Here is a 22882-nt window from a genome sequence, read left to right on the forward strand (position 1 = left end):
GCTACCACTGGAACATGTTCTGATTGCCCGCGCAGAGGGCGGCAGGGGGTCTCATGCCCAAGGACACTTCGAACGGCACCTCGGGAGACGACACCGCGGGAGACGGCACCGCGGGAGACGGCACCGCGACGGACGGCACCGCGACGGCCGGGTCGGGCGAGGCGCCGGCCGACCCGCCCCGGGGCCTCGACCACGGGGTCATCGACCACGGCGGCGGGGTGTGGGGCATCAGGGTCCCAATCCACGTCCTCGACACCGACCTCGGGCCGGTCCTGATCGACACCGGCTGGGACGACCCCGACTCCTGGGACGCCCTCGCCTCCGGGCTCGGCGCCCTCGGCCTCGCCGTGGCCGACGTGCACGGCGTCGTCATCACCCACCACCACCCCGACCACCACGGCCTGTCCGGGCGGGTCCGGGAGGTCTCGGGCGCGTGGATCGCCATGCACGCCGCCGACACCGAGGTCGTCGTACGCACCCGATCCGCCGAGCCCGGCGTGTGGTTCGACTACATGAGCGAGAAGCTGGCCGCCGCCGGGGCCCCCGAGGAACACCTCGCCCCGCTGCGGGCCGCCCGGGCGAGCGGCCGGCTGCGGACCCTGCCCGGCCTGCGCGCGGCCGTCCCCGACCGGGAGATCGTCCCCGCCGAACTGCTGCCGCTCGCCGGCCGCCGGCTGCGCGCGATCTGGACCCCCGGCCACACCCCCGGCCACGTCTGCCTGCACTTGGAGGAGGCCCACCCCGCGAACCTCCCCGGCAACGGCCGCCTGTTCTCCGGAGACCACCTGCTGCCCGGGATCTCCCCCCACATCGGCCTCTACGAGGACCCCTCCGGCGACCGGGTCACCGATCCCCTCGGCGACTACCTCGACTCCCTCGAACGCGTCGGCCGCCTGGAACCCGCCGAGGTGCTCCCGGCGCACCAGCACGCCTTCACCGACGCTCCCGCCCGCGTGCGGGAGCTGCTGGAGCACCACGAGGAACGACTGACCGGGCTGTGGCGGCTGCTGGCCGCCACCCCGCTGACCCCCTGGGCGCTCGCGGAGCGCATGGAGTGGAACCGCCCCTGGGAGCAGATCCCCTACGGCTCCCGCACCATCGCCGTCTCGGAAGCGGAAGCCCATCTGCGGCGGCTGGTGAAGCAGGGTCGGGCCGAGGCGGTACCGGGCGGCGACCCCGTCGCCTACCGGGCGCTGTGACCGCCGCCGGTCCGCCCGCCCGGCGGACCGGCGCCGCGGACCACCACCGCGCCCGGCGACACGACGCGGACCCGGGCCGGCCCCGGGCACGGGCGCGGACCGGGCGCGTGGGCGGACCGGGCGCGTGGGCGGCGTACGACCGGGGCGCCGGCCCGGCACGGGGCGGCTGTACGACCGGGGCGCGGACCGGGCGCGTGGGCGGCGTACGGCCGCCGACCGCGCCGCCCCGGTAAGGGGCGCCGCCGACCGGCGCCACCCGGCCCGTGGGCTACGGGCCGGTAGAGTGAGGCCGTCGTCCATCCTTCCGGGCGGGGGAAAGCCGGCGCGAATCCGGCGCTGACCCGCAACCGTGACCCGGCCCGCCCCGCGCGGGACGGCAGCCGGAACGCCCCGACCGGAGGTGCGCGGCTCGTGCCGCCGGAACCGCCGGCGGCCGGCACCGTCGAGGTAAACGGAGCCGGAGCCCGGTGCCTGCGCGTGCCTGCCTCCCGTTCCCCAGCACGAGAGGCACCCGCCCCACCATGAACGTCCGCCGCAGCGCCGCCACGCTCGCCGCCTCCGCCGTGCTCTGCGTGGGTGCCGCCCCCGCAGCCCTCGCCGACACCCCGCCTCCGTCCCCGTCGGCCCCGCCCGTCGTCCCCTCGGGCCTGTTCGGCAAGGCCGACCCGACGTACGACGGCGTGTGGCGCCAGTCCATCGCGCTGCTGGCCCAGCAGACGCTCGGACTGAAGCCCGCCCCGCAGGCCGTCGACTGGCTGACCGGGCAGCAGTGCGCGAACGGCGGCTTCGCCTCGTTCCGCGCCGACGCCGCCAAGGCCTGCGAGGCGACGACGATGCTCGACACCAACGCCACCGCCATCGCCGTGCAGGCCCTCAAGGCCCTCGGCGGCAAGGACGCCGCCGTCAAGAAGGGCGTGGACTGGCTGAAGTCCGTCCAGAACGAGGACGGCGGCTGGTCCTACGTCCCCGGCTCCCCCAGCGAGGGCAACTCCACCGCGATCGTCACCAGCGCGCTCGCCGTCGCGGGCGAGAAGCCCGCCGAGGTGAAGTCGAAGGCCGGCAAGTCCGCCTACGACGGCCTGCTCTCCTTCCAGCTCGGCTGCGCCGCGGAGCCCGCCTCCGACCGCGGCGCCTTCGGCTACCAGCCGGCCGACGGCAAGCTCGCCGCCAACGCCGACGCCACGGCCGCCGCCGCGCTGGCCGGCCTCGGCAAGGGCGCGGTCGTCGTGCCCGCCGCCACCGACACCCCGGCCGCCGCCCTGACCTGCCCGGCGACCGCCGGCGACGTGGCGGGCGCGGCCCAGGGCGCGGCCGGCTACCTGGCCGAGGCCCTCAAGAAGGACGGACACCTGACGGCCGTCACCCCGGGTGCGGACCAGCCGACCGCCGACACCGGCAACACCGCCGACGCCGTGCTCGCCCTCGCGGCCGCCGGGCACCGCCAGTCCGCGGCGGGCGCGCTGGAGTGGCTCAAGGGCAACTCGGCGCAGTGGGCGCAGGGCAACCCGGCGGCGCTGGGCACCCTCGTCCTCGTCGCGCACGCGACCGGCACCGACCCCAAGGCCTTCGGCTCCACCGACCTGGTCTCCGCGCTGAACGCCACGGGCCCCGCCCCGCAGAAGGCCGACGCCGAGCCCACCGAGGTCGAGAGCGAGAAGAAGCAGGGCTCCGGCAACCAGAACGTCTGGTGGATCGTCGGCGCGGGCGCCGCCGCCGGCATGGGCATCGGCATCCTGCTGAGCGGTCGCCGGAAGAAGAACCAGCTGTGAGCAGCCGCCGCGGTGTGGCCGGGGCGGCCGCCGCCCCGGCCACACCGGCCATACCGGCCGTCCTCGCGCTCCTGTCCGTCCTGGGTCTGCTGCTGACCCTGTTCGCGGCCTCCCCCGCCCTGGCGGCGAGCTACCGCTACTGGTCGTTCTGGGACGCCAAGGACGGCCAGTGGGCGTACGCCACGCAGGGCCCGTCGACCGCCCGACCGGCCGACGGCTCCGTCCTCGGCTTCCGCTTCGCCGTGAGCAAGGACGCGGGGGCCGAGGCGGCCCGGCCGCGCGCCGCCGCCGATTTCGCGGCGGCCTGCGCGGACACCGCGCCGGTCGACGGCCGCAAGCGGGTCGGCGTCGTCATCGACTTCGGGCTGCCCGCGGACGCCCCCGGCGGGGAGAAGCCCCCGCAGGACGCCCCGCGCACCGCCTGCGCCCAGGTCGCCCCGCAGGCCACGGCCGCCGAGGCCCTGGCCGAGGTGGCGAAGCCGCTGCGGTACAACGGCGCGGCGCTGCTGTGCGGGATCACGGGTTACCCGAAGGCGGGCTGCGGCGAGCCGATCGCCGACACCGGTGACGGGGCGGCGGACGCGACCCCGCCGGCGGCCTCCGCCCCCGCGCCCGACGCCGGCTCCGCGTCCCCGTCCACGTCGACCGGGGCCGCCGACGCCGAGGACTCCTCGGGTCCGTCGGCCGGCCTGGTCGTGGGCGTCGCGGCCGTGGCCGCCCTGGCCGCGGCCGGCGTCTGGCAGTCCCGCCGCCGCCGACGGTGACGGCCCCCTCCGGCGGGCCCGCCCGCGCGGACGGCGAGCTCCCGCGCTCCGGCCGCGCGCGAACGGTCCGCACGCACGGCCCCGCACCCGACGGACCGTCCCCGGCCGGGGACGGTGCGGGCGGGGCCGGTCGGGGGGCGCGCGGGGCGACGTACGAAAGGCCCGTGCGGGAAGGGCGCCTGCGGGCCCCGGAGGCCCGGCGCGGCAACGCCCTCCACGCGGGGGCCTGGTGGCTGTGGGCCCTGGGCCTGGCCACCGCCGCCTCCCGGACCACCAATCCGCTGCTGCTCGGGCTGATCGTCGGCGTCGCCGGGTACGTGGTCGCCGCCCGCCGCACGGACGCGCCGTGGGCCCGCTCCTACGGGGCGTTCGTCAAGCTCGGCCTGTTCGTCATCGGGCTGCGGCTGCTGTTCTCCATGGTGCTCGGCTCCCCCATCCCCGGCACGCACACCCTCTTCACCCTGCCGGAGGTCCCGCTGCCCGCCTGGGCGCAGGGCATCCGCTTCGGCGGGCGGGTCACCGCCGAGCAGCTCGTCTTCGCCTTCTACGACGGCGCGAAGCTGGCCACCCTGCTGATCTGCGTGGGCGCCGCCAACGCGCTCGCCAATCCGGCGCGGCTGCTGAAGTCCCTGCCGGCCGCCCTGTACGAGGCGGGCGTGGCGGTGGTCGTCGCCATGACGTTCGCGCCGAACATGGTCGCCGACGTGGTGCGGCTGCGGACCGCGCGCCGGCTGCGCGGACGCCCCACCGGCGGGGTCAGGGCAGTCCTCCAGATCGGCCTTCCGGTGCTGGAGGGGGCCCTGGAGCGGTCGGTGGCCGTCGCGGCGTCGATGGACGCGCGCGGCTACGGGCGCACCGCGCACGTCCCTCCCGCCGTACGGCACACCACCACGGTCCTCACCCTCGGCGGGCTCCTCGGCATGTGCGCCGGCACCTACGGGCTGCTCGCCGCCGAGGGCGCCGGCTACGGGCTGCCCGTGCTCGGCATCGGCCTGGTGCTGGCCCTGGCCGGACTGCGGCTCGGGGGGCGGCGCAGCCTGCGCACCCGCTACCGGCCGGACCGGTGGGGCGTGCGGGCCTGGCTGGTCGCCGGTTCCGGGGCGGCGGTCGCCGCCCTGCTGATCCGGGCCGCGTCGGTGGACCCGGAGGGGCTGCGGCCGGGCGTGGTGCCGCTGGTCGCGCCGACGCTTCCGCTGTGGCCGGCGGCGGCGATCCTGATCGGCCTGTTGCCGGCCTTCGTGGCCCCCGTACCGCCCTCGTCTTCCAAGGAGCTTGACCGGTGATCCGCTTCGAGCAGGTGTCGGTGACCTACGACGGCGCCGCGCGCCCATCGCTGCGCGACGCGGACTTCACCCTCCCCGAGGGGGAGCTGACGTTGCTCGTCGGCCCGTCCGGGGTCGGCAAGTCGACCCTGCTCGGCGCGGTGTCGGGGCTGGTCCCGCACTTCACGGGCGGGCGGCTGAGCGGGCGGGTGACGGTCGCGGGCCGCGACACGCGCACGCACCGGCCGCGCGAGTTGGCCGATGTGGTGGGCACGGTGGGCCAGGACCCGCCGGCGCACTTCGTGACGGACGTGGTGGAGGACGAGCTGGCGTACGGCATGGAGTCCCTGGGGCTGCCGGCCGCGGTGATGCGGCGCCGGGTGGAGGAGACCCTGGACCTGCTGGGCCTGAACGAGCTCCGCGACCGCCCCATCGCCACCCTGTCCGGCGGCCAGCAGCAGCGGGTGGCGATCGGCTCGGTGCTGACCCCGCACCCGAAGGTCCTCGTCCTGGACGAGCCGACGTCCGCCCTGGACCCGGCGGCGGCGGAGGAGGTCCTCGCGGTCCTCCAACGCCTGGTCCACGACCTGGGCACGACCGTGCTGATGGCGGAGCACCGGCTGGAGCGGGTGGTGCAGTACGCCGACCGCGTGCTGCTGCTGCCCTCTCCCGGGGCCGCGCCGGTGCTCGGCACCCCGGCGGAGATCATGGCCGTCTCCCCCGTGCACCCCCCGGTGGTCTCCCTGGGCCGGCTGGCCGGCTGGTCCCCGCTGCCGCTGTCCGTCCGCGACGCCCGCCGCCGGTCCGAGCCCCTGCGCGCCCGTCTGGCGGAAGCCACCGCGGCACCGGGGCCGGTGCCCCCGGCGGGGCCCGCATCGGGTTCCGGGCACCCGGCGGGCTCCGGGCCCGCATCGGGTTCCGCACCCGGTGCGGGGGCCGACCCCGGTGCGGGGGCCGACCCCGTAGCGGGTTCCGCACCCGGTGCGGGGGCCGACCCCGCGCGGGCGTCCGCCGCGCGGGGCGCCTCCCCGGCCCCCGACCCGGCCGCTCCGGGCCCCGGCGCGGGGCCCGGGCCCGTCGCCGCGTCCGGCGCGTCCCCCGCTGTCCTCGACCTCGACCTCCCGGCTCCGGGCGCCGGGGCTCGGTCCGAGCCGCCGCCCGGCGCACCGGGACGGACGCCCCGGTCCGAGCCCGAGACCCCGCCCGGCGGCGCCCGCACCGGTCTGTCGGCCCGGCTGCTCGCCGCTCTGCCGGCCCGGCTGCGGCGCCGGGCGGAGCCCACACCGAGCCACCCCGACGAGGCCGCCGACGCCGACGACCGCTCCGCCGCCGCGGCGAGCGTCACCGCCCTCCACGTCCGGCGCGGCCGCGCCGAGGTGCTCCGGGCCGTCGACCTCGCCGTCGCCCCGGGCGAGACCGTCGCCCTGATGGGCCGCAACGGCGCCGGGAAGTCCACCCTCCTCGCCACCCTGGTCGGCACGGTCGCCCCCGCCTCCGGCCGGGTCACCGTCGGCGGGCTCGTCCCGCACCGCACCGCGCCCGCGGACATGGTGCGCCGCGTCGGCCTGGTCCCGCAGGAGCCCCGCGACCTCCTCTACGCCGACACCGTCGCCGCCGAGTGCGCCGCCGCCGACTCCGACGCGGGCGCCGCCCCCGGCACCTGCCGCGCCCTGGTCGGCGCGCTGCTGCCGGACGTCCCGGACGACACCCACCCCCGGGACCTGTCCGAGGGCCAGCGGTTGACCCTGGCCCTGGCCCTGGTCCTCACCGGTCGGCCCGCCCTGCTGTTGCTCGACGAGCCGACCCGCGGGCTGGACTACGCCGCCAAGGCCCGGCTGGTCGAGCTGCTGCGCGCGCTGGCGGCCGAGGGGCACGCCATCGTGCTGGCCACGCACGACGTGGAGCTGGCGGCCGAGCTGGCCCACCGGGTGGTCATCCTGGCGGGCGGCGAGATCGTCGCGGACGGTCCGACGGCCGAGGTCGTCGTGTCCTCGCCCGCCTTCGCCCCGCAGGTGGCCAAGATCCTCGCTCCCGGACACTGGCTCACCGTCTCCGGGGTGGCAGCGGCCCTCGCCGCGGTGGAGGCGCCGTGACCCCCGTGACCCCCGCGACCCCCGCGACCGGCTCCGGCGCGGGCCGCGCGACCCGCCCGGTACGGATCGGCCCCCGGGCCGCCGCGGCCCTGGTCCTCGTCACCCTGATCGGCGTCGCCGCCTTCGGCTGGCCCCTGCTCGCGGACCGCCAGTCGGGCCTGGCCCACTCGGCGGACGCCCCCTGGCTCTTCGCGGCCCTGCTGCCGCTCCTGGTGGCCGTGGTCGTGGCGACCATCGCCGATCAGGGCATGGACGCCAAGGCCGTGGCCATGCTGGGCGTGCTCGCGGCGGTGGGCGCGGCGCTCAGACCGCTGGGCGCGGGCACCGCCGGGCTGGAGCCCATGTTCTTCCTGATGGTGCTGAGCGGTCGTGTCCTGGGTCCGGGCTTCGGCTTCGTGCTGGGCTCCGTCACGATGTTCGCCTCCGCCCTGCTGACGGGCGGGGTGGGGCCGTGGATGCCCTTCCAGATGCTGGCCCTGGGGTGGTTCTCGCTGGGCGCCGGGCTGCTGCCCGGCCCGGAGCGGATCCGGGGGCGGGCCGAGCGGGCGATGCTCGCGGCGTACGGGTTCGTGGGCTCGTTCGCGTACGGCACGATCATGAACCTCCAGGGGTGGGTGATCCTCCAGGGCATGGGCCAGGGGATCTCCTTCCACCCCGGGGACCCGGTGGCGGAGAACCTGGCCCGCTTCGTCGCGTACTGCCTGGCGACCTCGCTGGGCTGGGACCTGGGGCGGGCCGCGCTGACCGTGGTCCTGACCCTGACGCTCGGCCCCACCCTGCTGAAGGCGCTGCGGCGCGCCACGCGGAAGGCGGCGTTCGACGCGCCCGTCTCCTTCGATTCCGGCGCGGAACCGGCGCCGGACCACCCCCGGGAGGGGGGTACGGGTGGTGACGTTCGGTGAGATTCGGGGGTGTGGCCGGTGACCCGCCCCACAGGACCCACATCACATACGAAGCGGGATCGTAGGCCCTGAAGGTCCCTTGCACCGGCCCGACGACCGGCTCCCACCTGCGGGGACGACCCTGTGGTGGGGGTGGGGTCGGCGGGCCCGGTGTGTGGGGGTGGGGTAGTAGTGGGGGTCGTTGCCGGCGGGTCGGGGGGTCGGTAGAACTGGATGAGTCGCAAGGCGGCGGGGTCGCTTTCCCCGCCTCCGACGTTCCCCTCTCCCTGGCGTGAGTGGTTCACGCATGTCCTCGGCATGCCCGCGACCGTCCTTGTTCCCTTCGGAAGGTCTCTCCGTGTCCAACGCCGTCATCCGCCGCATCGCCGCTTCGAAGAAGACCCTCGTGGGTTCGGTCCTCGCCGTGGGTGTGGCCGGTTCCCTGCTGGCCGCGGTTCCCGCGCAGGCCGCTCCGATGGGTGCGAAGTCGATCGCGCAGCAGATGATCAAGGACCCGGCCCAGTTCGCCGCCTTCGACAAGATCGTCTCGCATGAGAGCGGTTGGAACTACCAGGCGACGAACTCCTCCTCCGGCGCCTACGGCCTGGTCCAGGCCCTGCCGGCGTCGAAGATGTCCTCTGCGGGCTCGGACTGGAAGACCAACCCGGCCACCCAGATCAAGTGGGGCCTGGACTACATGAACGAGCGCTACGGCAGCCCCGTGGGCGCCTGGAACTTCTGGCAGGCCAACCACTGGTACTAGGCCGCCCCGGCACGAGCGCGGTACGCACACGAAGGCCCCGGCGGCCGACCTCCCCAGGTCGGCCCCCGGGGCCTTCCGCATCCCATCCCACGGGGTCCGGTGCGCGCGCGTGGCGTCAGACGTGCGACGTCACAGGCGCTGGATGATCGTGCCGGTCGCCAACGCGCCGCCCGCGCACATGGTGATCAGCGCGAACTCCTTGTCGCGGCGTTCCAGCTCGTGCAGCGCGGTGGTGATCAGTCGGGCGCCGGTGGCGCCGACGGGGTGGCCGAGCGCGATGCCGCCGCCGTTGACGTTGACCTTCTCCAGGTCCTGGTCGAAGACCTTGGCCCAGCTGAGGACCACGGAGGCGAAGGCCTCGTTGATCTCCACGAGGTCGATGTCCTTGAGGGACATGCCCGCCTTGCCGAGGACGGCGCGGGTCGCGTCGATCGGTCCGTCCAGGTGGAAGTGCGGGTCGGAGCCGACCAGCGCCTGGGCGACGATCCGGGCGCGCGGGCGCAGTTTGAGGGCGCGGGCCATCTTGCGGGAGGCCCACATCACCGCGGCGGCCCCGTCGGATATCTGCGAGGAGTTCCCGGCGGTGTGCACGGCGGTCGGCATGACCGGCTTGAGGCGTGCGAGGCCCTCCATGCTGGTGTCGCGCAGGCCCTCGTCGCGGTCGACCAGTCTCCACATGCCCTGCCCGGCGGCCTGCTCGGCCTCGGTGGTCGGGACCTGGACGGCGAAGGTCTCGCGCTTGAAGCGCTCCTCGGCCCAGGCGGTGGCGGCCCGCTCCTGGGAGAGGACGCCGAGCCGGTCGACGTCCTCGCGGGTCAGGCCCCGGTGGCGGGCGATCCGCTCGGCGGCCTCGAACTGGTTGGGGAGGTCGACGTTCCACTCGTCCGGGAAGGGTTTGCCCGGTCCGTGCTTGGAGCCGGAGCCCAGCGGGACGCGGCTCATGGCCTCGACGCCGCAGGCGATGCCGACGTCGATGACCCCGCCGGAGATCATGTTGGCGACCATGTGGTTGGCCTGCTGGGAGCTGCCGCACTGGCAGTCCACGGTGGTCGCGGCGGTCTCGTAGGGCAGTCCCATGGCGAGCCAGGCGTTGCGGGCCGGATTCATGGACTGCTCGCCGGCGTGGGTGACGGTGCCGCCGACGATCTGTTCGACGCAGTCGGGCTGGATGGCGGTGCGGGCGAGGAGTTCGCGGTAGGTCTCGCCGAGCAGGTAGGCGGGATGGAGGTTGGCCAGGGCGCCCCCGCGTTTCCCGATGGGGGTGCGTACGGCTTCGACGATGACGGGTTCCGCGGCCATGAGCTCGTCCTCTCCTGCACATCTCTACCGGCACAGCGCCGTCGGGGCGGGCCGTCCCGGCGCCCCGCCCGAACTAGTACGCGTTCTAGTTCCTCCCCCGCAGTCTTATGACCCGGAGCCTCGGCACGCAAGGGTCTTGCACGCGGCTTACACGGATTCCACACTCGACAGTTGGCGCGGGAGCCCTTGTCACTTGTGGAACTCGTTACTACCTTCAAGCCAACTTCTGATGGGCCGTCAGACTTTGGAGTCGCCCGATGCCCTGTCCCGCGCTGCCCGAAGGCTTCGACGCAACCGACCCCGACCTCCTGCAAGAGCGGGTCCCCTTCCCGGAGTTCGCACAGCTGAGGCAGACGGCCCCCGTGTGGTGGTGCCCCCAGCCGCGGGGCATCACCGGCTTCGACGACGACGGCTACTGGGCCGTCACCCGGCACGCGGACGTCAAGTACGTCTCCACGCACCCCGAGCTGTTCTCCTCCACCACCAACACCGCGATCATCCGCTTCAACGCGCACGTGCAGCGCGAGCAGATAGATGCCCAGCGGCTGATCATGCTGAACATGGACCCGCCGGAGCACACCCGCGTACGCCAGATCGTGCAGCGGGGCTTCACCCCCCGCGCCATCCGAGGCCTGGAACAGGCCCTGCGCGAACGGGCCCGGAAGATCGCCGAAGGGGCGCGCGAGGTCTCGGCGGACGGCGGCTTCGACTTCGTCACCCAGGTGGCGTGTGAACTCCCGCTCCAGGCCATCGCCGAGCTGATCGGCGTACCCCAGGAGGACCGCACCCGGATCTTCGACTGGTCGAACAAGATGATCGCCTACGACGACCCGGAGTACGCGATCACCGAGGAGGTCGGCTCCAACGCGGCCGTGGAGCTCATCGGCTACGCCATGAACCTGGCCGCCGAGCGCAAGCAGTGCCCGGCCAAGGACATCGTCACGCAACTGGTGGCGGCGGAGGGACAGGGCAACCTGGGCTCCGACGAGTTCGGCTTCTTCGTCCTGCTGCTGGCGGTCGCCGGCAACGAGACCACGCGCAACGCCATCAGCCACGGCATGCACGCCTTCCTCACCCACCCCGAACAGTGGGAGCTGTACAAGGCGACGCGGCCCGCCACGGCGGCCGAGGAGATCGTCCGCTGGGCCACCCCCGTCGTGTCCTTCCAGCGCACCGCCACCCGGGACACCGAGCTGGGCGGCCAGAAGATCAAGGCCGGTGACCGGGTGGGGATGTTCTACTCCTCCGCCAACCACGACCCCGAGGTCTTCGAGGACCCCGACGTCTTCGACATCACCCGCGACCCGAACCCGCACCTCGGATTCGGGGGCGGCGGCCCGCACTTCTGCCTCGGCAAGTCCCTGGCCGTCATGGAGATCGACCTGATCTTCAACGCCCTCGCCGACACCCTGCCCGACCTGCGCCTGAGCGGCGAGGCACCGAGGCGGCTGCGGGCGGCCTGGCTCAACGGCATCAAGGAACTGCGGGTCGAGCACCCCCCGACGGCCTGACCCCGGGGCGATCGGACACCTCCGGGACGTCGCCGGGACGTCGCGCCCGGACGTCGCCCGGATGTCGCCCGGATGTCGCCCGGACGTCGCCCGGATGTCGCCCGAGTGGCGGTATCCGGCCGGCGGCCCGATCCTTACAACACGCGGCGATCCACCGCGGGGGCGCCGGGGCGATGCCGCCCCGGCGCCCCCGCGGCACGCGGCGTCACCCCGAACGTCAGGCCGGGCGCAGGACGGCGCAGGTCGTGGTCCCGTGGGCGTAGAGCTTGCCGTCGTGGGTGCCGACCACACGTGCCTCGGCGGTGGCCGTGGTCCGGCCGACGTGCAGGGCGGTGCCCTCGCAGCGCAGGGTGGGGGTGTCCGCCAGGACCGGACGGATCATGTGCACGCCCAACTGCACGGTGGTGTAGGTGGTTCCGGCCGGAAGGCGGGTCATCACGGCCGAGCCGAGCGCCGAATCGAGCAGGGTGGCGAGGAAACCGCCGTGGACCGTGCCCATGGGGTTGAGCAGGTGGTCGCCCGGGTCCCCCTCGAAGACGGCGAACCCCTCCCCCGCCTCGGTCAGCCTGAAGCCCAAGGTGCTCGCCATCGAGGCGCCGGGCAGCTCCCCCTTCAGGCTCGCCCGGAGGATGTCCAGGCCGCTCATGCCGAGGATCTCGGGTCCGACCTCGGGTCGCGGCTGCCAGGTGTGCGTGCGGGTGCGAGCGGGGGAACCGCTCTCGTACGTGGTCATGCCACCGACCCTAGGCGGGCCCCGACGCGGCCGGGAGTGTCGGATCCGGCATCTTCCGAACCGATTCCGACACGCGGCGGGGGTCCGGCGAGGCTTAGGGTGGGAGCGTGAAAGTCGCCGTTCTCGCCCTCGACGGGGTGTTCGACTCCGGGATCTCGGCCGTCCTCGACGTCCTGCACACCGCCAACGTCCTGCGCGGCCGGCTCGACGGCGCCGCCCCGCCCGCCTTCGACATCCGTACGGTCGGCGTGCGCCGACGGGTCCGCAGCGGGCTCGGCCACCGCATCGACACCGAGCCCGTCACCGAGGCCGACGACGCAGCACTGCTGGTCCTGCCCGCGCTCATGGAACGCGGCCCCGCGAAGCTGCTGGAGACGGTGGCCTCCCCCGCGCACCGCACGGCGCGGCGGGTCCTGGCCGAGGCCCGCGAGCGGCGCACGCCCCTCGCCTCCGCCTGCACCGGCACGTTCCTGCTGGCCGAGTCCGGGGTGCTGGACGGGCTGAGCGCGACGACGAGCTGGTGGCTCGCGCCGGTGTTCCGCGAGCGCTACCGCCGGGTGCGCGTCGAGGAGAACCTGATGGTCACCACCTCGGACGGGGTGACCACCGCCGGCGCCGCCTTCGGCCACCTCGACCTGGCGCTCGCCATCGTCGCGGGCCGCAGCCCCGCCCTCGCCGACCTGGTCCGGCACTACCTGGTGGTGGACGACCGCGCCTCTCAGGCCGGTTACGTCATCCCCGGCGCGCTGGCCCGCCACGATCCGCTGGTCGCCGCCTTCGAGCGCTGGGTCCGGGCCCGGATCGCGCAGCCGCTGTCCGTCGCGGACGCGGCCCGTGACCTCGGCGTCAGCGAGCGCACCCTCCAACGCACCCTGGCCCGCACGCTCGGCCGGTCCCCGATCCGCCTGGTGCAGGACCTGCGGGTCGAGCAGGCCGAACACCTGCTGCGCACCACCGACCTGCCGCTGGCCGCCGTCGCGCGCCGGGTCGGCTACGAGAGCCCAGGCCCGCTGCGCGCCCTGCTGCGGCGCGTGCGCGCGTAGGCCCTGCGGGCGGGCAGGGGCCGTACGGAGGCCTGGACCCTATGGGTGCGGCGGCCCTACGGACGCGTGGACCCTAAGGACGAGTGGACCCTAAGGACGCGTGGACCCTACGGACGCGTCGGGCCCGGGCCCGCGCCGCTGGTCTGCGGCAGTCGCGCGGCGGCCTCCTCCCGCGCCGTCGCGGAGCGTTGCGCGGGCAGGTCGGCCCGCGTACGGCGCGGTCCGGACAGGACGTGGACCAGCCCGAAGCCGGCGGCGACGACCGCCGCGCCGCCGACCGCGTCCAGCACCCAGTGGTTGGCGGTGGCCACGATCGCGCACACCGTGACGGTGGGGTGGAGCACCCCGAGGAGCTTCAGCCGGCGCTTCGGCGCGAGCGCGACGATCACGATCCCGCACCACAGGGACCAGCCGAAGTGCAGCGAGGGCATCGCCGCGTACTGGTTGGAGATCGCGGTCATCGCCCCGTAGGACGGGTTCGCGAGGTCCTGCACCCCGTGCACGGTGTCGACGAAGCCGAGGCCGGGCATCAGGCGCGGCGGGGCGAGCGGGTAGAGCCAGAAGCCGGCCAGCGCGAGGACGGTCGCCAGCCCGAGCGAGGCCCGCGCCCAACGGTATTCGGCCGGGCGGCGCCAGTAGAGGACGGCGAGGATCGCGAGCGGGACGACGAAGTGGAAGGAGGTGTAGTAGAAGTCGAAGGACGCCTCCAGCCAGGGCGTGTCGACGACGGCCCGGTTCACGGCGTGCTCGATGTCGATGCCGAGCGCCCGTTCGAGGTCCAGGATCCGGGTGCCGTTGCCCTCCGCGAGGGGGCGGTTGGTGGGGGCGGCGGCGCGGATGTGGGAGTAGAGCGAGTAGCCGACCCGTATCAGCAGCAGTTCCAGCAGCAGGTTCGGTCGGGACGCGACCCGCCGCCAGAACGGCAGCAGGGGCACCCACGCCCACCGGGAGGCGGCCGGGTGCCCGTGGCGGGTGGGTTCGGGCTCGCGCCAGAGCGGGGAGGAGCGCGGCAGGAACGGCACGGCGCAGGCGGCGGCGAGGGCGGCGATGAGCGGCACGTTGTCGCGTACGGGGCCCAACGCGGCCAGGTTCGGCAGGAGTACGTGACTGGGCAGGGTCGCCGCGAGCACCACGGCGACGGGCCACACGGGCCGGTCCGCGGCCCGCCGGCCCACCTTGCCGGCCACCGCGAGCAGCACCCACACCAGGGGGTGGCCCCACCCGGTCGGGGACACGGCGACGGCCGCGCAGCCCGTGACGGCCACGGCGAGCAGCGGTTGGCCGTCGCGGGCGTAGCGGGCCGCGCGACGCAGGCCGACCACGACGACGACGGCGGCGACGGCGAGGTGGAGCGCGATCCCGGGCGGGCCGTCGAGGCCGAGGCGCGACAAGGCGCCCTGGACGGACTGGTCGCCGAGGGCGCCGGACGGGCCTCCGAGGCCGAAGCCCGCGAGGTGTTCGACCCAGTACGTCCACGCGTCGCGCGGCAGCGCGGCCCAGGACAGCGCGGTGGCGCCGGCGAAGGTCACGGCGGCGGCCCCGGCGGTGGGGCGGCGGCCGGTGCGCCACAGCAGCGGGACGAACAGCAGCAGGGCGGGCTGGAGGGCGGCGGCGAGGCCGACGAGGAAGCCGGCCGGGCGTTCGGCGGGTACCCGGAAGAGGGCGAGCAGCACCAACAGGAGGGGGAGGAAGGCGATCCGGCCCGGGAAGGCGGCCTCGCGCACCGGCAGCGAGAGCATCATCAGGGCGACCAGGGCGGGCGCGGCGAGCCGGGCGGTGCGCCGGGCGACGGGCTCGGGCAGGGCGCGGGCGGCGACGAGCCCGGACCCGACGACGAACAGCAGGCTCAGGCAGGTCCAGGCCACCTCCGGGGAGGGGACGGCGAGGCCGAAGAGCGGCTTGAGGACGAGCGCGGCGAAGGGGGGCCCGGTGAACCGTCCGGAGTCGTGGAGGGAACCGGAAGGGAGGTCGGGGAGGAAGCCGGGAACGGAGCCGGGAACGGAGCCGAGGAGGAAGTCGGGGAGGAAGTCGGGGAGGAAGTCGGTGGCGGAGCCCGGGAGGTGGGGGTCGGCCGGTCCGCCGCCCGGTGGCACGCGCAGCACGGCGGCGGCCTGTCGGACGGTCAGAACGGCCGCCACGGCCCACAACAGCAGGCGCGACGCCCCGAGTCGGCCGTCACCACCACCGCCTATGACTCCGACGTGTTCGTTCGTACCGCCGCGCTCCGCCGTCTTGGCCACGCCCCGCCGTCCTCCCGCCCTGTCGGCCCGCCCTGTCGGCCCGCCCTGCCCGCCGCGTCGACCCGCCGCGCCCCGGACCGCGGTCGATCGCCCGGGTCCCGACGATATCCCGGCGGGGGTCCCTAGGATGGCGGCATGAGCATCGTGAAGATCAACGCCCTGACCGTCCCCGCCGAGCAGCGGGAAGTGCTGGAGCAGCGTTTCGCCTCGCGCGCGGGCGCGGTGGAGGGTTCGGACGGGTTCGAGTGGTTCGAGCTGCTGCGGCCGATCGAGGGTACGGACCAGTACCTCGTGTACACGCGGTGGCGTTCCGAGGAGGACTTCCAGGCGTGGATGGAGGGTCCGATGAAGGCGGCCCACCAGGGCGGCGGTGGCGGTGCGGGCGGCGGCGAGCGTCCGAAGCCGGCGGCTTCCGGTTCCTCGGTGTGGTCGTTCGAGGTCGTGCAGCAGGCGGCGCCGAAGAAGGCCTGACGGTCAAATCCCGATGGTCGAAGGCCTGACGGTCGTCCGCACCGCGGCGCACGTGAGGTCACACCTCACCGCGGCCACGTCGCCTCACGGACGTGGCCGCGGCGGGGGCGCTGCGGGGGGGGTGTTGCGGGGAGCGCGTCGCGGGAACCCGTCGCCCGTCCGCTCAGTGCCAGAAGGCGTCGTTCTCCTCGATGTCCTCGGTGCACTCGTCGATGTCGGTGATCTTTCCGCCGACGATGGTGAAGAAGAGGCCCTGGCGGATCTCGATGCCGCGGTCGCCCCGGTCCGCGCGCTGGGTGTGGAAGGACATGGCGTGGCCCCGGCCGTCCGCCATGACGGAGTGCAGTTCGAGCCGGTGGGTGCCGTGCGTCTCCTCGCCGAGCCGGCGGTAGAGGTCGAGGACGGCCTCCCGCCCCTTGTGGTGTCCCGAGAGCGGGTTGTTGCCGGGCACGTGGTGGATGACGTCGGCCGTCATCATGGCGCCCAGTGCCTCCATGTCCCCCTTGCCGAAGGCCTCGTAGCCGCGACGGATCAGGGCACAGTCCGGATGCTGCGACATGACGGTTCACACCCTCCGATTGCCGGATTTTCGCCTTTTCTCATCATCGGCCCGTGCCTGTGGATATTCCACGCGGGGGACGTGGCGGCCGCCCCACAATGACGCCATGGACAGGAACGTGATGATCAGCGAGAACGCGGGCGACATCGACGCGGTGGGCGTCACGGTCGCCGCCTCGGTCGACGGCGTGGCCGGTACGGGAGGCACCTGGAGCGTGTCCGCCGAGGCCTTCGGCACCCCGGAGGGCACCGCGTTGCGGCGCGCGTACTACGCGGAGGTCGCCGGCCGGTACTGGAAGCGGTCCGCCACGGAGGCGGAGATCGACCAGGGGATGATCGACGACCCCGCGGACGACCTGACGCCGCCGACGGGGGCCTTCGTCGTGGGCCGGTATGCCGGCGCGGCGCTGGCCTGCGCCGGCATACGCCTGCTCGACGCGCGCACCGCCGAGCTGACGAGGGTCTACGTCGACCCCCGCGCCCGCGGCACCGGCGGCGGGGCGGCCCTGCTCGCCGCGTTGGAGGAGGCGGGCCGCGCCCTGGGCGCCGAGCGGGTGCGCCTGGACACCCGGAGCGACCTGGTGGAGGCCCGCGCCCTGTACGCGCGCCACGGGTACCGGGAGATACCGGCGTACAACGACGGCCCGTACGCGGAGCACTGGTTCGAGAAGCCGCTCGTGCCGGGTCCCGTGCCCGCGCCCGTATCCGCGCCCGCCAGGTAGGTCTCGCGGCGCCGGGGACGTCAGTGGGCGGAGTGGTCCCGTCGCGGCAGGGTGTCGTAGGGCTCCTCGGCGTCGGATCCGCAGAGCTCCCGGTTGAGTTCCTCGACGAGTTTGACCAGGTCGGTCGGGCGGTCGGGGCCCCACCAGTCGCCGAGCAGTTCGGCCAGGGACTCCTGGCGCGCGGCGGAGAGCCGCTCCGCCGCCTCCCGTCCCCGCTCGGTGAGGACCAGCGGGAGCCCGGTGCGGACGGCGAGGCCGCGTTCCTCGACCTGCCGGGCGGCGTCGGTGATGATCCGGAGCGGGACGGCGGTGCGTTCCGCGAGGAGCGCGGGCTCGGTCGATCCGTACTTCCTGATGCGCAGCAGCAGCCAGCTCGCGGCGGGGAGCAGATCGTAGCCGGCACGGGCGGTGATCTTCTCGTAGACGTGCCTGCGCCCCTCCCTGGTGCCGAGGACGGACAGCGCCCGGGCGACCTCGTCGTGCGACGAGCGTTGGACGGGGTTGGAGGCGAGGGTCTCCGTCACGTCGGGGGCGGTGACGGAGCCGCGCAGCTTGTCCTCCTTGAGGAACCAGGCGATGACGAAGGCGATCAGGACGACGGGCACGGCGTAGAGGAAGACGTCGGTGATGGCGGTGGCGTAGGCGTCGAGGACGCGGGGGCGGACCTCGGGCGGCAGGAGGGCGAGGGACCGGAAGTCCGCCTCCAGCCGTTCGGGGGTGGCTCCGGGCGGCAGGGGCAGGCCGGCGAGGGCGGTGGACAGTTCGTCGTCGAGGCGGTGGGTGAAGAGCGTGCCGAAGATGGCGACGCCGAAGGAGGCTCCGATGGAGCGGAAGAAGGTGGCGCCGGAGGTGGCGACGCCGAGGTCGGCGTAGCCGACGGAGTTCTGGACGGCCAGGACGAGCACCTGCATGACCAGGCCGAGGCCGGCGCCGAAGACGAAGAAGTAGACGCTCGTCTCCAGGTCGGAGCTGGTGCGGTCGAGTTGGTGCAGGAGCAGCAGACCGATGGCGGTGACGGCGGTGCCCAGGATGGGGAAGACCTTCCACCGTCCGGTGCGGCTGACGATCTGCCCGGAGCCGGTGGAGGCGAGCAGCAGGCCGAACACCATCGGCAGCATGTGGACGCCGGACATGGTGGGCGATACGCCCCGCACGACCTGGAGGAAGGTCGGGAGGTAGATCATCGCGCCGAACATGGCGAAGCCGACGACGAAGCTGATCACCGAGCAGAGGGTGAAGGTGCGGACGCGGAACAGGCCCAGTGGCAGGACGGGTTCCGCGGCCCGCCGTTCGACCCGCAGGAAGGCGACGAGGAGGAGCACGGCGAGCACGGCGAGCGTGATGACCTGCGGCGATCCCCAGGCCCAGGTGGTGCCGCCGAGGGAGGCGACGAGGACGAGACAGGTGGCGACGGAGGCGATGAGGAACGTGCCGAGGTAGTCGATGGTGTGGGGCTCGGAGCGGGACGGGATGCGCAGGGCGGCGGCGATGACGGCGAGCGCGATCAGACCGATGGGGAGGTTGATGTAGAAGACCCAGCGCCAGGAGAGGTGGTCGACGAACAGGCCGCCCAGCAGGGGGCCGAGGACGCTCGTCGCACCGAACACGGCGCCGAACAGGCCCTGGTAGCGGCCGCGCTCGCGGGGCGGGACGATGTCGCCGACGATCGCCATCGACAGCACCATCAGTCCGCCGCCGCCCAGGCCCTGGACGGCGCGGAAGGCGATCAGCTGCGGCATGTTCTGGGCCAGGCCGCACAGCACGGAACCGATCAGGAAGATCACGATGGCGGACTGGAAGAGCTTCTTGCGCCCGTACTGGTCGCCGAGCTTGCCCCACAGCGGGGTGGCGGCGGTGGAGGCCAGCATGTAGGCGGTGACCACCCAGGACAGGTGGGACATGCCGCCAAGTTCGCTGACGATCGTGGGCAGGGCGGTGGAGACGATCGTCTGGTCGAGGGAGGAGATGAGCAGGCCCAGCAACAGGGCCCCGATCGAGACGAGCACCTCACGGGAGGCGCGCTCGGCGCGGGGGCCGGGCTCCACGGACGAAGCGGTCACATCCTGAGCCATCGACTCCTCCTCGGGCCTCCGGCGGGATCAACATCTCCATCCTGAGCGGTGTGTCCCGTTATGGCCTCTCGGACGGGGTTGGGTGGGGCGTGAGGGGTCTGCATAATCGCAGGCATTGCCCAGGGAGGGGATTCCAGTGAGCGCTGAGCGCTGTCCAGATTGCGGTGTCGCGGACACCGACTGCGCGTGCACGCCGGGCGTGGGGTTCAACCCGCTGCGCATTCGCCCGTACGTGGCGATGCCCCACCCGGACCAGGGGACGACCCCGGAGCCCTCCCCGCAGCCGGTGCTGGGCGCGGTGGCCCCGCCCCCGGCGCAGCCCCCGGCGGGCTTCCCGGGAGGCACCGCGCCGGGCCCGTTCCCGAGCGGTCCGGCGCCCGGCACCCCGGCCGACATCCCCGCGCAGGCTCCCCCCTCCGCCTCCCTGCCCGGGTCCGTGCCCGGACCGGTGCCCGCGTTCGACTCCGTGCCGGGGCCCGGGGCGGCGCCCGTTCCCGGCTCCGTACCGCAGACCGCGCCGGGCTTCGGGCCCGGCGCCGCGCCGGCCTCCGTACCCGCTCCCGGACCCGTGCCCCCGCCCGGCTCGGCACCGGTGTCCGGGCCGTCCACGCCGGGGGCCGGGGCGGGCTCCGTGCCGGGGTCCGGCTCCGCGTCCGGCTCCGCGTCCGGCTCCCTGCCCGGGTCCGCGCCGGGGTCCGGCTCCGCGCCCGGGTCCGGGTCCGCGCCCGGCTCCCTGTCCGGGTCCGCGTCGGGGTTCGCCGTCGCGGGTGGGACCGGCCGCCCGGCGGACCTCCCCTCCGCGCCCGCCGGGGATGCCGCCGCCGCGTCGGCGGGTTTCCCGGGCGAAGCCCCGGGGGGTACGACGGGCCCGACTCCGGAAGGCTTCCCGCCCGCGCCCGGGGCCTCGCCGTATCCGGTCGACGACCGGGTGGGCGGCGGGCCGGGGGCCCCGGACGGGGCTCCTGAGGAGGCGACGACCGTCCTGCCGGTGGTGCCGGCGGCCGGTCCCGCCCCCGTCGCGGGCCCGCACCCGACGCCCGCCCACGGCGGCCCGGTGGGGCCCGGCGGGCCGGACACGCCCGCGTACGGGATACCCGTACCCGTACCGCCGGCGGCGGACCGGACGGTGCGGCTGCGGGCCGTGCCCCCGCAGGCGTACCCGGCTCCTCCGGTCGGCGCGGGCGGCGCGGGCGCGGCAGCCGGCGCGGGGAAGCGGCGGCGGGTGCCCGCGGTGGCGCTGGGCGCCGCGGCGGCGGTCGTGGTGGCCGCGGCGGCGGCCGCGTTCGGGCTGGGGCTCTTCTCCGGTTCGGGGGCGAGCGACACCGCCATGGTCGACACCAAGGCCTCCGCGCCCGCCGCCGCACCGGCGGGTTCCGAGTCCCCGTCCGAGTCGAGCGAGGCCCCCTCGCCGAGCGCGTCCACGAGCGCGACGGCGTCCGCGTCCGCCTCCGCCTCCCGTTCCGCCTCGCCGTCCGCCTCCGCGAGCGCCTCCCGCTCCTCGGCCGCGCCCTCTCCGAGCCGGTCGGCGAGTCCCAGCCGGTCGGCCTCCCCCAAGCCGCCGCCCCCGGCGCCCGCCCCGGCGCCGACGCTGCGCTACGGGGATTCCGGCGCGGAGGTCCAAAAGCTCCAGCGACTGCTGGCGGACCAGGGCCTGTACCGGGGCCGGCAGGACGGCCGGTTCGGCCGCTCCACCCAGAGCGCCGTGGAGAACTTCCAGCTCGAAAGCGGGACCTACGAGGACCCGTGGGGCGTCTACGGCCCGGCGACCCGGCGCGCCCTGGAGGGCTAGGACCGGAGGAACGGGGACGGGGACGGAGACGGGGACGGATCGGGCGGATGGAGTCACACGTCACTCGCCGCTCGGTGGCGCGAACCGCCCCGGGTTTTGTATCGTGAAGGAACAAAGTGGTTCCGTCCGCACTCCCTGACCGGTGGACGGAACCACTTGTTCTCTTTTCCCGCCCGTCTGGAGCCCCGCCGATGTCTGCCGGCACCACCGCATCCGCCCCCGTCGTCCTCACCGCCAAGGCCCTGCTCCTGGACATGGACGGCACCATCGTCAACTCCGACGCGGTGGTCGAACGCTGCTGGCGCGAGTGGGCCGTCTCCCACGGGCTGGATCCCCGGGAGGCCCTCAAGGTGGTCCACGGCCGCCAGGGCTACGCCACGATGGCGATCCTGTTGCCCGAGCGTCCGATGGAGCTCAACCACGCCGAGAACGCCGTGATGCTCGCCCGCGAGACCGCCGACACCGAGGGCGTGGTCCCCGTCGGGGGCGCACCCGCGTTCATGGCCGCCATCGCCGACCTCCCGCACGCGCTGGTCACCTCCGCCGACGCGGCGCTGGCCGCGGCCCGGATGACGGCCGCCGCGCTCCCCATGCCGGACGTGCGGGTGACCGCCGAGTCCGTCGGGGCCAGCAAGCCGGACCCGGAGGGCTTCCTCAAGGGCGCCGCCGAGCTGGGCTTCGACCCGGCCGACTGCCTGGTCTTCGAGGACTCCGGCGCGGGCATCGCCGCGGGCCTGGCCGCCGGGATGCGCGTGATCGGCATAGGGCCCCGCGCCGCCGAGCACGGCCCGACGGCGCACGTCCTCGACCTGACCTCGGTCCGCGTCGACGCCGAGGCCGACGGCACGATCCGCCTGACGCTCACCGCCCCGGCCGCGTAACCGATCGGGGCCCGCGGGCCGCCGCGCGGCGGCCGCCCCGCGTCCCGCCGTACGCGCACGCCCCGGAGCCCCCGTTCCCCCGACGCCGCCCCGCGCGCCGCGCACCCCGTACCGCCCCGTGCCCCGGTCGGCCCCCGTGCCGCCGGGGCACGGTGGCGCGTGGGGCACGGTGGCGCGTGGGGCACGGGCCGCGCGGGGGGCCCGCCGGCTGCGGCTACTGGCCCACGCGTCCGTCGACGCGCTCGCGCAGGAAGTCCGCGTGACCGTTGTGGCGGGCGTACTCCTCGATCATGTGCACCAGCACCTCCCGCGGCTCCATCGGCTCCATCGGCTCCCCGCCGGCGTTCCCGGTGATCCCGAGTTCGGGCGCCTCCTCCACCAGCCGCTCCGCGAAGGCGATCTCCGCCCGCCAGGTGGCCCAGGCATCCGCGACGACGGCCGGGTCGGGCAGGGCGCCGGTGAACTCCCCTTCCGGGTCCTCTGCCGAGCGGTAGTGGCGGGCGATCTCCTCGCCCGCCATGACCTGCCGGAACCACTTCTGCTCCACTCCCGCGAGGTGACGTACGAGGCCCAGCAGCGAGAGGTTCGACGGTGCCACGGACCGGCGGGCCATCGCTTCGGCGTCCAGGCCCTCGCACTTGAGCTCCAGCGTCAGGCGCTGGTCGCGCAGGTACCCGGCGAGGATGGCGCGCTCGCCCCGGAAGCCGCCGTCGGAGCGGGCGTCGCGCGCCGGGGCGACGAACATGTTGGACCAGCCGAAGCGCCGGTCGGAGCCGGGTTCGAGCCCGGTGTCGGAGGTGTTCACGCCCGCGAGCGTGCCCCGCGGGCCCGG

General features: G+C 74.9%; 19 protein-coding genes. 13 read left to right on the top strand and 6 right to left on the bottom strand.

The genetic code is table 11. The features are described 5' to 3' along the window. The first annotated feature begins 53 nt into the window (after positions 1-53). The 7 genes from ACZ6ZI_RS02195 (at position 54) to ACZ6ZI_RS02225 (ending at position 8731) form a co-directional block, all read left to right on the top strand. Positions 54-1199 (top strand): MBL fold metallo-hydrolase, encoded by a 1146-nt coding sequence (locus ACZ6ZI_RS02195; RefSeq protein WP_469514640.1) that lies wholly within the window; start codon positions 54-56, stop codon positions 1197-1199. A gap of 521 nt (positions 1200-1720) precedes the next feature. Next, complete coding sequence (locus ACZ6ZI_RS02200) at positions 1721-2968, top strand: prenyltransferase/squalene oxidase repeat-containing protein (protein ID WP_469514643.1); 1248 nt, start codon at positions 1721-1723, stop codon at positions 2966-2968. Continuing rightward, the gene (locus ACZ6ZI_RS02205; protein WP_469514645.1) at positions 2965-3732 is read left to right on the top strand and encodes an SCO2322 family protein; all 768 of its coding nucleotides are present in this window, start codon (positions 2965-2967) and stop codon (positions 3730-3732) included. Before ACZ6ZI_RS02200 ends, ACZ6ZI_RS02205 begins: the two co-directional genes overlap by 4 nt. 164 nt (positions 3733-3896) lie before the next feature. Continuing rightward, the gene (locus tag ACZ6ZI_RS02210; protein ID WP_469514648.1) at positions 3897-5015 is read left to right on the top strand and encodes an energy-coupling factor transporter transmembrane component T; all 1119 of its coding nucleotides are present in this window, start codon (positions 3897-3899) and stop codon (positions 5013-5015) included. Next, positions 5012-7087 carry an ABC transporter ATP-binding protein gene (locus tag ACZ6ZI_RS02215; RefSeq protein WP_469514651.1) on the top strand — a complete coding sequence of 692 codons (2076 nt, stop codon included), beginning with the start codon at positions 5012-5014 and terminating at the stop codon, positions 7085-7087. Before ACZ6ZI_RS02210 ends, ACZ6ZI_RS02215 begins: the two co-directional genes overlap by 4 nt. Continuing rightward, positions 7084-7989, top strand: a complete 906-nt coding sequence (locus ACZ6ZI_RS02220) for an ECF transporter S component (RefSeq protein ID WP_469514654.1) — start codon at positions 7084-7086, stop codon at positions 7987-7989. The genes ACZ6ZI_RS02215 and ACZ6ZI_RS02220 overlap by 4 nt, the downstream gene beginning before the upstream one ends. A 337-nt stretch (positions 7990-8326) precedes the next feature. Continuing rightward, positions 8327-8731 carry an aggregation-promoting factor C-terminal-like domain-containing protein gene (locus ACZ6ZI_RS02225; RefSeq protein ID WP_469514657.1) on the top strand — a complete coding sequence of 135 codons (405 nt, stop codon included), beginning with the start codon at positions 8327-8329 and terminating at the stop codon, positions 8729-8731. A 129-nt stretch (positions 8732-8860) separates the two neighbouring features. Here ACZ6ZI_RS02225 and ACZ6ZI_RS02230 read toward each other — a convergent pair whose 3' ends face one another. After that, a complete protein-coding gene (locus tag ACZ6ZI_RS02230) occupies positions 8861-10030 on the bottom strand; it encodes a steroid 3-ketoacyl-CoA thiolase (RefSeq protein ID WP_363060789.1) in 1170 nt (389 codons plus the stop codon). Positions 10031-10287: 257 nt separating this feature from the next. On the opposite strand from ACZ6ZI_RS02230, the gene ACZ6ZI_RS02235 reads away from it, so the two are divergent. After that, positions 10288-11541, top strand: a complete 1254-nt coding sequence (locus ACZ6ZI_RS02235) for a cytochrome P450 (RefSeq protein ID WP_469514661.1) — start codon at positions 10288-10290, stop codon at positions 11539-11541. Positions 11542-11758: 217 nt separating this feature from the next. Here the strand turns inward: ACZ6ZI_RS02235 and ACZ6ZI_RS02240 are convergent, their stop codons facing one another. Continuing rightward, a complete protein-coding gene (locus tag ACZ6ZI_RS02240; RefSeq protein ID WP_469514664.1) occupies positions 11759-12274 on the bottom strand; it encodes a PaaI family thioesterase in 516 nt (171 codons plus the stop codon). A gap of 107 nt (positions 12275-12381) precedes the next feature. On the opposite strand from ACZ6ZI_RS02240, the gene ACZ6ZI_RS02245 reads away from it, so the two are divergent. Then, complete coding sequence (locus tag ACZ6ZI_RS02245) at positions 12382-13317, top strand: GlxA family transcriptional regulator (RefSeq protein ID WP_469514667.1); 936 nt, start codon at positions 12382-12384, stop codon at positions 13315-13317. Between the two features lie 107 nt (positions 13318-13424). Here the strand turns inward: ACZ6ZI_RS02245 and ACZ6ZI_RS02250 are convergent, their stop codons facing one another. Further along, on the bottom strand, positions 13425-15557 hold the full coding sequence (locus ACZ6ZI_RS02250; RefSeq protein ID WP_469514670.1) for a bifunctional glycosyltransferase 87/phosphatase PAP2 family protein: 2133 nt from the start codon (positions 15555-15557) through the stop codon (positions 13425-13427). Positions 15558-15692: 135 nt separating this feature from the next. Between ACZ6ZI_RS02250 and ACZ6ZI_RS02255 the strand changes: the two genes are divergently transcribed. Beyond that, positions 15693-16028, top strand: a complete 336-nt coding sequence (locus ACZ6ZI_RS02255; RefSeq protein WP_363060799.1) for an antibiotic biosynthesis monooxygenase family protein — start codon at positions 15693-15695, stop codon at positions 16026-16028. A 163-nt stretch (positions 16029-16191) separates the two neighbouring features. Here ACZ6ZI_RS02255 and ACZ6ZI_RS02260 read toward each other — a convergent pair whose 3' ends face one another. After that, a complete protein-coding gene (locus ACZ6ZI_RS02260; RefSeq protein WP_469514674.1) occupies positions 16192-16587 on the bottom strand; it encodes a nuclear transport factor 2 family protein in 396 nt (131 codons plus the stop codon). A 106-nt stretch (positions 16588-16693) separates the two neighbouring features. Between ACZ6ZI_RS02260 and ACZ6ZI_RS02265 the strand changes: the two genes are divergently transcribed. Further along, entirely contained in the window at positions 16694-17308 is a 615-nt protein-coding gene (locus ACZ6ZI_RS02265) for a GNAT family N-acetyltransferase (RefSeq protein ID WP_469514677.1), read from the top strand. Between the two features lie 20 nt (positions 17309-17328). Here the strand turns inward: ACZ6ZI_RS02265 and ACZ6ZI_RS02270 are convergent, their stop codons facing one another. Then, positions 17329-19380: a DHA2 family efflux MFS transporter permease subunit gene (locus ACZ6ZI_RS02270; protein WP_469514679.1), complete on the bottom strand. Its 2052-nt coding sequence runs from the start codon at positions 19378-19380 to the stop codon at positions 17329-17331. A gap of 199 nt (positions 19381-19579) precedes the next feature. Here ACZ6ZI_RS02270 and ACZ6ZI_RS02275 point away from each other — a divergent pair, with 199 nt between their 5' ends. Continuing rightward, positions 19580-21169, top strand: a complete 1590-nt coding sequence (locus ACZ6ZI_RS02275; protein ID WP_469514683.1) for a peptidoglycan-binding domain-containing protein — start codon at positions 19580-19582, stop codon at positions 21167-21169. Positions 21170-21360: 191 nt separating this feature from the next. Beyond that, complete coding sequence (locus ACZ6ZI_RS02280; protein WP_469514686.1) at positions 21361-22050, top strand: HAD-IA family hydrolase; 690 nt, start codon at positions 21361-21363, stop codon at positions 22048-22050. A 214-nt stretch (positions 22051-22264) separates the two neighbouring features. On the opposite strand, the gene ACZ6ZI_RS02285 is transcribed toward ACZ6ZI_RS02280, so the two are convergent. Then, on the bottom strand, positions 22265-22795 hold the full coding sequence (locus tag ACZ6ZI_RS02285) for a DinB family protein (RefSeq protein ID WP_469515801.1): 531 nt from the start codon (positions 22793-22795) through the stop codon (positions 22265-22267). Positions 22796-22882: the final 87 nt, after the last annotated feature.

It is taken from the genome of Streptomyces sp. NPDC103540 (assembly GCF_055584445.1).

Bases quoted from the DNA above. Each gene is read 5' to 3' on its own strand.
- ACZ6ZI_RS02230 (WP_363060789.1), bottom strand. From the start codon at position 10,030: ATGGCCGCGGAACCCGTCATCGTCGAAGCCGTACGCACCCCCATCGGG.
- ACZ6ZI_RS02260 (WP_469514674.1), bottom strand. From the start codon at position 16,587: ATGTCGCAGCATCCGGACTGTGCCCTGATCCGTCGCGGCTACGAGGCC.
- ACZ6ZI_RS02235 (WP_469514661.1), top strand. From the start codon at position 10,288: ATGCCCTGTCCCGCGCTGCCCGAAGGCTTCGACGCAACCGACCCCGAC.
- ACZ6ZI_RS02255 (WP_363060799.1), top strand. From the start codon at position 15,693: ATGAGCATCGTGAAGATCAACGCCCTGACCGTCCCCGCCGAGCAGCGG.
- ACZ6ZI_RS02285 (WP_469515801.1), bottom strand. From the start codon at position 22,795: ATGTTCGTCGCCCCGGCGCGCGACGCCCGCTCCGACGGCGGCTTCCGG.
- ACZ6ZI_RS02240 (WP_469514664.1), bottom strand. From the start codon at position 12,274: ATGACCACGTACGAGAGCGGTTCCCCCGCTCGCACCCGCACGCACACC.
- ACZ6ZI_RS02270 (WP_469514679.1), bottom strand. From the start codon at position 19,380: ATGGCTCAGGATGTGACCGCTTCGTCCGTGGAGCCCGGCCCCCGCGCC.
- ACZ6ZI_RS02265 (WP_469514677.1), top strand. From the start codon at position 16,694: ATGGACAGGAACGTGATGATCAGCGAGAACGCGGGCGACATCGACGCG.
- ACZ6ZI_RS02280 (WP_469514686.1), top strand. From the start codon at position 21,361: ATGTCTGCCGGCACCACCGCATCCGCCCCCGTCGTCCTCACCGCCAAG.
- ACZ6ZI_RS02200 (WP_469514643.1), top strand. From the start codon at position 1,721: ATGAACGTCCGCCGCAGCGCCGCCACGCTCGCCGCCTCCGCCGTGCTC.
- ACZ6ZI_RS02195 (WP_469514640.1), top strand. From the start codon at position 54: ATGCCCAAGGACACTTCGAACGGCACCTCGGGAGACGACACCGCGGGA.